We start from the raw sequence: 10,053 nt of genomic DNA, 5'->3' as shown, positions 1-10,053 counted from the left end.
ATCCTGGAGGCCGACGGTATTGCCACCCGCGTGGTGTCGATGCCTTGCGTCGAGTGGTTCGACGCGCAGGACGAGGCCTACCGCGAGCAGGTGCTGCCCAAGGGCGTCCGCGCCCGCGTGATCGTCGAGGCCGGCATCGCCCAGCCGTGGTACCGCTTCGCCCGCGACCACGGCGAGATCGTCTCGATCGAGCACTTCGGCGCCTCCGCGGACTACAAGATCCTGTTCAAGGAGTTCGGCATCACCGTCGACGCCGTGGTGGCGGCGGCACGGAGGAGCGTGATCGCCGCGCGGTGATCTGACCCGCCGGGCGATAGGCCGAAGAAGGTCAACGCCGGGAAGGGGGCGGCACGTGGCCGCGGTGGACCTGAGAATCCCGGTCGTGCCCCACACGACCGACATGTCGACTCGCCCCGACACCCCCTACCTTGGTGGACCGCTTCGGACGCGTCGCCACGGACCTGTGGGTGTCGCTGATCGACAAGTGCAATCTGCGCTGCACGTACTGCATGCCCACCGAGGGCCTGCCGTGGCTGAAGCGGGCCGAGTTGCTCGACACCGAGGAGATGGTCCGGTTGATCCGGATCGCGGTGGAAACCCTCGGGGTCACCAACGTGCGGTTCACCGGGGTGAGCCGCTGCCGCGCCACGACCTCGTTGACATCGTGTCCGCGACCGCGCAGCTCCCCAGCCGTCCTCGGACGTCGTTGACCACCAACGGGATCAACCTCGGCTGCTACGCCGCCGACCTGCGGCGCGGCGGGCTGAACCGGGTCAACGTCTCGCTGGACACGCTGGACCCCGGCGTGTTCCGGGAATTGGCCCGCCGCGACCGGTTCGACGACGTGCTGGCGGGGCTGGCGGCGGCCAAGGCCGCCGGGCTGGAGCCGGTCAAGGTCAACACGGTGCTGATGCGCGGGCTCGACGAGCACGAGGCCTGCGAACTGCTGCGGTACTGCATCGAGCACGACTACCACCTGCGGTTCATCGAGCAGATGCCGCTGGCCCCGCAGCACGGCTGGGACCGGAGCCAGATGGTCACCGCGAACGAGATCCTGCAGATGCTGGGCACGGAGTTCACGCTGGCCCCGTACACCGCCGAGCGCGGCTCGGATCCGGCGGAGCGGTGGCAGGTCGACTGCGGCCCGGCGACGGTGGGTGATCGGTTCGGTGACCCGCCCGTTCTGCGCGGCCTGCGACCGGACCTGGCTGACCGCCGACGGCCAGCTGCGGTCGTGCCTGTTCTCGACCATCGAGACCGACCTGCGCGGGCCGATGCGGGCCGGGGCCGACGACGCGGAGCTGGTGCTGTTGTGGCAGGAGACGATGTGGGCCAAGGCCGCGAGACCCGGTGTCGACGGCGACGGGTTCACCCAGCCCTCGCGCCCCATGAGCGCCATCGGAGGATTAAGGGATGACCGCTGTGCACGAGCACGTCGGCGTCGGACGTCATCGACGCGGTGCTCGGCCGCCACGGCGAGCAGCTCGCGAAGGTCATCCCCGCGTGCAGCTTCCTGCTCAACGGCGTCGCCGTGCGGGACCGGTCCGTCGAGGTCGCCGACGGCGCCGAGTTCGACGTGTTGCCGCCCGTCGCCGGGGATGGCAAAGCCCGTGGACAGTCGTCTCTGGACCGGAACGTTCGCAGGGCTCCGCCTCCGCCAACACGTGCGCGGTGATGGGGTGGGTGCACAAGTCGAAAGCTGACGGACGGATCGGCACCGTGACGACTCCGCCTAACACCGCCTGTGTCTCGAACTCTACGGCTCGCGCGCGTTCAATGGAGCTAGCCGCAAGGCCGTGAAGATCAATAACACGCCTAGCAGCCTGGTTCTGGTATGAGAGCACCGACGTCGGTCGCGTGCTGGATGAACTCGGTTGGGGTTTTGAGGCGGATCCCTACCCTGCTGGCTAATTTCTGATCATGCTGCGAGGGCGAGTTCGAGGCGGGTGAGATGGCTGATGCGGGTTCGGTCGAGAGGATGGCCGTTCCACCAGGCATCCAGTCGGATGAGATTGAGAGCGACCGTAACGAGGTGGGTTTTGGCCAGGCCGCGGTAACGGGTGTGGCGTAGGTCGGTGACCGCGATGCCTTGGCGGATGGTGCCCTCGACACCGGCCCGCAGCGCGTATTTGGCTTGCCAGTCCTTGGTTTCCTGGTCGGTGCGGGCGGCGCGTTGAGCCTCGTGGACGGCCCGTCGGATACACGGTGAGCTGACGGCGCCGGGTCCGGGAGGTGGTGCACTGCTCGCGGACTGGACAGGGCCCGCAGGTGGCGGTCGCGAAAGTGATCACGATCGTGTCGGCGCCGCGCTGGGTGGCCGGGTTCCAGGTGGAGCTGGTCTGGCCTTGGGGGGCAGGTGGCCTGCTCGCGGTCGAAATCGATGGTGAACGCGGCCCGGTCGAACCCGGCACCGGCCATGGCCTGGGCGAGTGGTCGGCCAGCACGGGAGTGATCAACGTGATACCGAAATCGGCCAGTGATCCGCCCATCAGCTCGGCCGAGGGGTAGCCGGAGTCCGGATAGTGCTCGCCGGGCAGCAGGCCGCGACGATCCAGCGCCTGGTGGATCGGTTCGGTCATGGCCACGTCCGGGACACTCGCGTCCGTGGTCGCCACGTTCGTGATCAGGTTGAGTCGTGGCACGGTGGCATCGGCCGGCTGGGTGCTGGGGCGTTCGCAGGTCTCGCTGACGTGCACTTTGTAGCCGTTGCAGAAGGTGTCGCGTTTGCCGCCCCACCGGGCATCGGTGTCATACGGCGAGGTCAGGCTCCATCTTCCGGGCGGGAGACCGTCCGTGTCCGCCTCCTGCCGTGTGATCACCTCCCGTCCGTTGCCGGTGATCGTGCGGGTGTAGTTCTGCAGCAGCACCACCCGCAGCACGTCCACGGCAGGCAACTCACGCAGCCAGCCAGGGGCGTTCGGGGACTACACCGCACCCAGCAGCGTGTACCCGTCGGTGCCGTAGGCCAGCGCCAGATCCCGGCGTTTGGCTTCGGAGGTGGGCAGTCGCCAGGAATCCACCCGCGCGGCATACCGCTTTCCCCGCGCCGGCACATCGATCGCCCCGGACAGCCAGTCCGGTGCCGCGACCGCGAGAGCCTCCACCCCCGCCGACGGGGCACCTTCATCCCCTCGTCATCGGCACCGTCAACAGCGCGGTCATCGGCACACATCTCGGCGGCGAACAGCTTGGCCTCGTGTTCGGCCTCGCGGTGGTCGCGCTACGGAGCCCGTCAGCGGGCACGTCGGGCCAGTCGCTCCGGATCGAGGATGAGCACGCTCTTGCCTTCGAGCCGCAGCCAGCCGCGGTGCGCGAAGTCGGCCAGCGCCTTGTTCACGGTCTCCCGCGAGGCGCCGACGTACTGCGCGATCTCTTCCTGCGTCAGATCGTGGGTGACCCGCAGCAGGCCCGCTTCCTGGCTGCCGAACCGCTGCGCGAGCTGCAGCAACGCCTTGGCGACCCGGCCGGGCACGTCGGTTAAGAGCAGGTCCGCCAGCATGCCGTTGGTGCGGCGCAGGCGGCGCGCCACCACCCGCAGCAGCTGCTCGGCGGTCTCCGGGCGTGTGGCGATCCACTGCCACAGCGCCGCGCGGTCCATGCTCAGCGCGCGCACCTCGGTGACCGTGGTCGCCGTCGACGTCCGCGGCCCTGGGTCGAAAATGGACAGCTCGCCGAACATGTCCGACGGCCCCATGATCGCCAGCAGGTTCTCCCTGCCGTCCGGGTACTTGCGCCCGAGCTTGACCTTGCCGGACTGAATGATGTAGAGCCGGTCACCCGGCTCGCCCTCGGCGAAAATCACGTGCCCTCGCGGGAACTCCGACGGTTCCAGCGACTGGATCAGTGCCTCCGCCGCGACCGGCTCAACACCCTGAAACATGCCCGCACGGGCCAACGCTTTGTCCATTGCACTCTTTTCCTGTTCCAGACAGTGAACGGAGGCCTCGTATGCCTTGAATCAGGCCTGAAGGCCGTGCGGCTCGACCAGCCCCAGGAATCGCCAGGGGCGACTGCGACGGCATGGCGCCACTCCGCGCCGTGCTCAGCGCCTGGGCTCGGGCACGGGTGGCGATGTGGAGTGCCTTGCGTGCGCACGCCAAAGCCCGGGCAGGCACTCCTGCCTCAGGTATCCGCAAGTCAGTCGGCACCACATCACGGCGCTTCCAGTTGGCGAGCATGGGGGTGCGTTGTGCTGCGGACAGCCCGTAGCCACGGTCGGGAGCGGACTCGCACCAGTACCGCACGCGCTGCATCGGCACAGGGTCGACGTCACCGCCGCGCTGCAGGCTGTAGTGCTGCCGGACATCCGGCCGGGCACAGTCACGGCAAATCAGCTGTTGGCTCACCCACCACCTCGGCCGTCGACAATTGAGCGGCGACCTCCGGCGGCAGAACCCAATCGCTCAGCTGGCGGCCGCCCCGATTCCATGACTCCAGCACCAGCCGGACGTCACCCGCCAACCGGTGGGGTCCAATCTGTGCCGACCAAGTCTCCGTGCGCCGCCCCGTCCAGACGATCACGAAACGCGCCTGGTTATTCTGATCGTCAATGAACAGATAGTTGTCGCCCTCGTGCCTGAGCACATGTTTTCCCATGACACGGGGAAGTGCGACGGCAAGCACCTTGCTCAGGTGCGGGGTATCAAGACACGGCAGCATCGGCACCGGCCACAGCGTTGCGCCGAAAACCTCAGCAAACTCGGGATCAACGTTCAGAACCGGCGTCCGCCATCCACCATCGAGTACTCCCCTACCGAGCGGTGGGGTTGGGACCGAGATCGGTGTTGCAGTCATGACTCCTCCAAACTGAGAGTTCGGCGAACTGATGGGTTAGAGTGCGCCGGTTATGCGTAGGCGGCACGCGCCCGCGCCAACCAAAATGCGGGCCTTTCCCGAGGGCCCGGCCAGCTCGACGGCAGGCAGAATCTCGGTGTGCTCACGCTGACATTTCTGCGGCTGGTAGTGCTCACCCGGACATCAGGGAAATCGACGTGCGCCGCTGGACCAACTACTAGAACGTCAACCGCGACCGTTCGTCTGGACCAAGACCGCCGACAACCTCCTCGATACCCTTGTCTCATACTGTGGACGAATTAGCGACCCATCACACTAGAGACCAAGAGCTGCTATGAAGAATTTCGCCCGCCGGCGGGATACCGGAACCATTCCGCTGACACCGTCAACGCTAAGAGCGAGTTCCCCTCCGCCTTTCCACTCCACTTCTCGGACGCGACTCAAATTCACCATATAGCTTCGGTGGATGCGCATGAATCCACATCCCGATAATTGATCGTCAAGCTTGTCGATGCCGTCTGTCGCACACCGGAAGCGCCCGAGATCAGTCCTTAGCCAAACGATCCTTCCCGCAGCCTCGGCCAGCGCTACCTCCTCGACAGCAAAAATAACCCGACGGTGCTCGTTGATCCCGACAAGACGTCGCGTCGACCCCATTGCGTCCCTATAATGTTGTCGTCGAGGCCACTCAATTGTCTGATTCTGTCTAGGTACTGATACCCGCTGGCGTGTGTCCATGCTCATCGGCTCCCGGTGTTTTGGGTAGGCAGAAGTTCCGCACCACCATGTGACGACGAGGACTACGAGGCGGCATAGAAGTGCCGGTTGGCGACCTGTCAGTCGGGGATTTCGACCGACCGAGCCTCGACGAAAGCCACCGTTTTCACGCGGTCGAGAGTTCGGTCCTCTACTGGAGGGCCGATGCCCTATTGCCGACGGGCCAGCGCCGGCGGGCCTTGCTGCGATACATCGCCCGGTCAGCCAGCTCTAGCAGCTCGTCGAGCTCGATGCGCAGACGCGATTCCGACACCAGCGCTGGCCGGCACCGTCACCTGCTGCTCGGCAATGTGTATCGGCTCGTCAAATACGGCGGCCAGCCTATGCGCCTCGGCCTCGAGAGCACGCCCGTGTCGCAGGGTGTCGGGAACACCGCCCAGCCAGATCGCGAACTCGTCCCTGGCTAAGCGCACCGGCACCTGACCGGGCAGGGCATGCCGCCGCAGCAAGCAAGCCACCTCGGTGAGCACCAGGTCCCCAAAGCGGTGGCCATACATGTCGTTGATCGACTTGAACGCGTCCAAATCCAGCATCACCACACCCACACAACGCCCGGGCCCAGTGAGGGTGCGCCGAAACTCCCGATGCAGCGCCGCCCGGTTGCCGAGCCCGTTGAGTGGATCGAGGTACAACAGGCGCCGCAGCTGGGCGCCCCACCTCAGTGCCAGCAGGCAGCAGATCGTCGGGGTGGTGGCCGCCCTAGTTGCCACCAACACGGCCGTACTCATCACGACTAGCTCCTTCGCCTGCAACGGGGCGATGCCCCTAGCTGCACCGCGACCGCGCTGCGGGAGCAGCACTGGCGTCTGGTTACACGTGACCGGCTCGTCCACCGATCCGTCCTCGGCCCCGGCGTCCCTAACTGGTGCTTCGGTCAGCCCCAACTACATCGCCGCGCGGTCGACACAGACTGCCAAACGCAGGCAAAACCCACGATGAGAAAATTACTGAGACCATACCTATTCGGACCGGACGACTCGCTGGCCGTGACCGCGCCTCGCGCCTCATCGGTCCCGCTCGGCCCGACCGCCGAACGCTGGCCAGTCTCACCGGGACTAGCCAGGGCCTCGGCGAGCTACCGGCGCCAGCGTTGTAGCTTTTCTAAGGCTGCTGATCTACTGCTGGAGACTGCCGCTGTGCTGGCTGGGCTCGCCGAGTCGCACGATGTAGTTGGTGGCCTCGCTGGATCGGCGACGGCAGCGGCGATACGTCGCCGCCGCGGTGGCCCACTTATGCGACCAGCCGGAAGAACGGCACGGCCTGCGGCATCAGAAGCCCGAACCCAACTCGCTCAAGGTTTGCCCATCGCTGCCAGGCAGACACTCAGACTCAGCAACACCTACGGTTGTGGACGTACTTGTGGACGTACCTGTTCGTCTATTATCTTCCGGCGTCATAGCTAGACGCAGATCACCCGGCGACGGTTGGAGAGTCCCATGGATGGACAGAATCAGCCCATCCCTACCGCTGACGACGATCCGACCTCGCGGCAGCCGAGATCGGTCGCACCTGTGGCGGCAGTGAGCGCTCGCAAGCAGCGAGGCAGACACCAGCAAAACGTCCACTCTGGACGCAGCCAACACGCGCAAAACGTCCACTCTGGACGCAGCCAACGTATCGCAACGGCGCTAGTTCAAGTCCTCGGCCTGGCCGTGTGGTTTTCGGTCTCGGCCGTGGTGCCAGCCTTGCGGGCCGAGTGGGGTATCAGTTCGACCGCCGCAGTGTGGCTGACTGGGGCCGTGCAAGTGGGGTTCGTTGTGGGTGCCGTTGGTTCGGCGATCTTCAACTTGGCGGATCGAGTTCCCCCGCACCTTCTCCTCGCGGCCAGCGCCGCAGCGGCCGCGGTTTGTACCATCCTGCTCTCTTTGTCGGTGAGCAGCATGGTCGGCGCCATTCCGCTACGGTTCCTCACGGGCGTGTTCCTCGCTGGAGTCTACCCAGTCGGCATGAAACTCATGGTGTCGTGGGCCTCTACGGCCGGCCGGGGTCTTTGGCTTGGCGTCCTCCTTGGCGCGTTGACCTTTGGGTCGAATCTGCCCCACCTAATCAGCGGCCTCGAGTCGCTGCCTTGGCGGACCGTGCTGCTCGTTGCTTCAGCGCTCGGCATCGTTGGCGCGGTTATCTCAGTTACCCTCATCCGGCCTGGGCCGCTCCTCAAGGAAGCAGCCTCGACCCCAAGCCCGCGTTATGTCTTGACGATGTTCCGGGAGCACAGACCCCGCCTCTCTAATATCGGATACTTCGGCCATATGTGGGAATTGTATGCACTTTGGACCTGGCTGCCGATTTTTCTCATGAATATTCCGGCCATGTCTTCGTTTTTCCTCTCACCTGGGGTTGTCGCCTTCCTCACCATGGGGCTTGCAGGGGCGATCGGGTGCCTCATTGGCGGTTGGGGAGCCGACAGGTTCGGTCGGGCTCCATCCGCAGTGGCGGCGCTGTTGGTCAGCGGGATGTGCTGCCTTCTTTCGCCGCTCATGTTCACCTTCGGCCCCGTGGTGGTGCTGGTTTTGTGCACCGTATGGGGCGCGTCGGTTATTGCGGACTCCGGCGTCTTCTCCACGGCGTTGAGCGAGACTGCGGACCCTCGGTTCGTTGGTACTGCACTTACAGCGCAGACGGCTATCGGATTCCTTGTAACAGTCGTAAGTATTCAGCTCATTCCGGAAGTTGCTGATTCTGTAGGTTGGCAGTTCGCCTTCCTAGTTCTCGCACCCGGCCCCGTGGTCGGCGCACTCGCGATGCGTTCGTTTGGCACTCGATCTCGTAGCGAACTCGCACCCAACAAGGGATAGTGGACTGGCCACGCGGTAGAGAACTTTACTGCCCAGCGACACCATCACGAGTCAGGTTAGGGTAGACGCGGGTCCGCCGGGGGTGAGCTCATCCTTTTACGAGGCTCAAATGGGAGGGTGGGCGAGCGATGGTTTGTTGGCCTCACTGATGTCGCTGTCTGCTGGGCACGGCGATGGTCCATACAACAACGTTTGATCCATTGTGATACGGACGGATATAACAAGAAGGTACGGTGTTCAGGATGAGCGTGGAGCGTGCTCTCGAGGCACTACGTGATGGTCGCCCGGTCATCGTTCTCGACGACGAAGATCGCGAGAACGAGGGGGACCTTGTCATGGGTGCGCAATTTTCTTCGACGGAATCTGTTGCATTTTTCCTTCGTTATACATCCGGCCTCCTTTGCGTGGCAATCACGCAGGAGATCGCCGATCGACTACGACTGCCGGCGATGGTTGAGGAGAATACGGAGAAACACGGAACAGCTTTCCTGGTCAGTGTTGATTACACCAGAGGAACCACGACGGGAATCAGTGCATATGACCGCGCCGCGACCGCCCGGGCGTTGGCCGATCCCAACGTATTGCCCGGCGACTTGGCTCGGCCGGGCCACATTCTTCCATTGCTCGCCGTAGAAGGCGGCGTATTCAAGAGAGCTGGTCATACCGAGGCAAGTGTCGATTTGTGCAAAATGGCGGGTATCGAGCCAGCTGCACTTCTCTGCGAGCTGGTCTCAAGCGACCGCCGGAAAATGATGGGGCGCACTGATATCCGCGCGTTCGCTTCCGAACATAATATACCGATCGTGTCGATCACGAATCTCCTCAAGCATCGACGCATTTCTGATCATATAATCGAGCGGGCCGGTGAAGCAAAGATCCCTACTAGCTGGGGCGACTTCCATGGTGTTGCGTATCGCTATGTCATCGACGGCACGGAGCACTTGGCATTGGTCCGTGGCGAAATTGGTGACGGGCGGGACGTGCTCGTTCGCGTTCACAGTGAATGTCTGACTGGCGATGTCGTGGGGTCGGAACGTTGCGACTGCGGCGCACAACTCCAATTAGCGCTGCAGACTATCGCCGAAGAGGGCCGAGGTGTCCTAGTCTACCTGCGTGGACACGAGGGGAGGGGGATCGGACTCGCTCACAAGTTGCGTGCGTACCAGCTGCAGGACGGCGGACTGGATACCGTGGATGCCAATATTGCGCTCGGCCTGCCAATCGACAGTCGAGAGTACGGTGTGGGTGCGCAGATTCTCGTAGACCTCGGTGTGCGGAGCGCAATGCTCATGACCAATAACCCCAAAAAGTATACTGGGCTAAAGGGACATAGTCTTACAATCTCCGGAAGGGTCCCGATCAATACACCCCCCACCGCCCGCAATCTCGGATACCTGCGCACCAAGCGTCGACGGCTTGGACATGATATCCACCTAGATTCCGACCTTTCGGAGCCAAGCTGGGGTGCAGACGGTGATCGAGACCGGGAAGTCGGTGGCTGAGTTCGCCCGGAACCTGAGGACGAACGCAGTCACGCTAGCTAGCTGGGTGAACGCGTGGCGGCAGGAGAACGCTGGAATCACTTGCAGGAGTGCAAGGACACGACAGATGAGCAAGAAGGAGGGCCCTGCCATGGGCGGAGATCGTCGAGCGGTGCGGGTGGCGATCGTGGGCGTCGGGAACTGCG

General features: G+C 64.2%; 12 protein-coding genes and 2 pseudogenes. 8 read left to right on the top strand and 6 right to left on the bottom strand.

Annotated elements, in window-relative coordinates:
• The 4 genes and pseudogenes from ACWDKQ_RS33520 to ACWDKQ_RS33505 all read left to right on the top strand — a co-directional run.
• Positions 1 to 297: transketolase-like TK C-terminal-containing protein (locus tag ACWDKQ_RS33520; RefSeq protein ID WP_450142775.1), on the top strand; the 297-nt coding region annotated here is incomplete at its 5' end.
• Between the two features lie 212 nt (positions 298 to 509).
• Positions 510 to 895 (top strand): annotated as a pseudogene (locus ACWDKQ_RS33515) (radical SAM protein); the annotation flags it as partial.
• Between the two features lie 262 nt (positions 896 to 1,157).
• Positions 1,158 to 1,283: pseudogene (locus tag ACWDKQ_RS33510) on the top strand (GTP 3',8-cyclase MoaA); the annotation flags it as partial.
• Positions 1,284 to 1,420: 137 nt separating this feature from the next.
• The gene (locus ACWDKQ_RS33505) at positions 1,421 to 1,675 is read left to right on the top strand and encodes a MoaD/ThiS family protein (RefSeq protein ID WP_450142777.1); all 255 of its coding nucleotides are present in this window, start codon (positions 1,421 to 1,423) and stop codon (positions 1,673 to 1,675) included.
• Positions 1,676 to 1,918: 243 nt separating this feature from the next.
• Here the strand turns inward: ACWDKQ_RS33505 and ACWDKQ_RS33500 are convergent, their stop codons facing one another.
• Positions 1,919 to 2,200, bottom strand: a complete 282-nt coding sequence (locus tag ACWDKQ_RS33500; protein WP_450142776.1) for a transposase — start codon at positions 2,198 to 2,200, stop codon at positions 1,919 to 1,921.
• Positions 2,201 to 2,283: 83 nt separating this feature from the next.
• On the opposite strand from ACWDKQ_RS33500, the gene ACWDKQ_RS33495 reads away from it, so the two are divergent.
• Positions 2,284 to 2,508, top strand: coding sequence for a hypothetical protein (locus ACWDKQ_RS33495; protein ID WP_450142778.1), 225 nt, complete (start codon positions 2,284 to 2,286; stop codon positions 2,506 to 2,508).
• Between the two features lie 416 nt (positions 2,509 to 2,924).
• Here ACWDKQ_RS33495 and ACWDKQ_RS33490 read toward each other — a convergent pair whose 3' ends face one another.
• The 5 genes from ACWDKQ_RS33490 to ACWDKQ_RS33470 all read right to left on the bottom strand — a co-directional run bounded on the left by ACWDKQ_RS33490 (position 2,925) and on the right by ACWDKQ_RS33470 (position 6,299).
• Entirely contained in the window at positions 2,925 to 3,104 is a 180-nt protein-coding gene (locus tag ACWDKQ_RS33490) for a hypothetical protein (RefSeq protein ID WP_450142774.1), read from the bottom strand.
• 128 nt (positions 3,105 to 3,232) lie between these two features.
• Positions 3,233 to 3,907 carry a Crp/Fnr family transcriptional regulator gene (locus ACWDKQ_RS33485; protein ID WP_450142773.1) on the bottom strand — a complete coding sequence of 225 codons (675 nt, stop codon included), beginning with the start codon at positions 3,905 to 3,907 and terminating at the stop codon, positions 3,233 to 3,235.
• Between the two features lie 413 nt (positions 3,908 to 4,320).
• A complete protein-coding gene (locus ACWDKQ_RS33480; protein WP_450142772.1) occupies positions 4,321 to 4,794 on the bottom strand; it encodes a hypothetical protein in 474 nt (157 codons plus the stop codon).
• Positions 4,795 to 5,109: 315 nt separating this feature from the next.
• A complete protein-coding gene (locus ACWDKQ_RS33475; RefSeq protein WP_450142771.1) occupies positions 5,110 to 5,451 on the bottom strand; it encodes a LytTR family DNA-binding domain-containing protein in 342 nt (113 codons plus the stop codon).
• Positions 5,452 to 5,771: 320 nt separating this feature from the next.
• Positions 5,772 to 6,299, bottom strand: a complete 528-nt coding sequence (locus ACWDKQ_RS33470; RefSeq protein ID WP_450142770.1) for a diguanylate cyclase domain-containing protein — start codon at positions 6,297 to 6,299, stop codon at positions 5,772 to 5,774.
• 708 nt (positions 6,300 to 7,007) lie between these two features.
• On the opposite strand from ACWDKQ_RS33470, the gene ACWDKQ_RS33465 reads away from it, so the two are divergent.
• The 3 genes from ACWDKQ_RS33465 to ACWDKQ_RS33455 form a co-directional block, all read left to right on the top strand.
• Positions 7,008 to 8,366: an MFS transporter gene (locus ACWDKQ_RS33465; RefSeq protein WP_450142769.1), complete on the top strand. Its 1,359-nt coding sequence runs from the start codon at positions 7,008 to 7,010 to the stop codon at positions 8,364 to 8,366.
• A gap of 242 nt (positions 8,367 to 8,608) precedes the next feature.
• Complete coding sequence (locus tag ACWDKQ_RS33460) at positions 8,609 to 9,868, top strand: bifunctional 3,4-dihydroxy-2-butanone-4-phosphate synthase/GTP cyclohydrolase II (protein WP_450142768.1); 1,260 nt, start codon at positions 8,609 to 8,611, stop codon at positions 9,866 to 9,868.
• Positions 9,840 to 10,053 (top strand): hypothetical protein (locus tag ACWDKQ_RS33455; RefSeq protein WP_450142767.1); only part of this gene is annotated, 214 nt, incomplete at its 3' end. The genes ACWDKQ_RS33460 and ACWDKQ_RS33455, both read left to right, overlap by 29 nt.

The sequence above is a fragment of the Saccharopolyspora sp. NPDC000995 genome, assembly GCF_053599315.1.
Note: the sequence above shows the minus strand (reverse complement) of the source record. Positions and strands in the feature narration are given on the sequence as shown.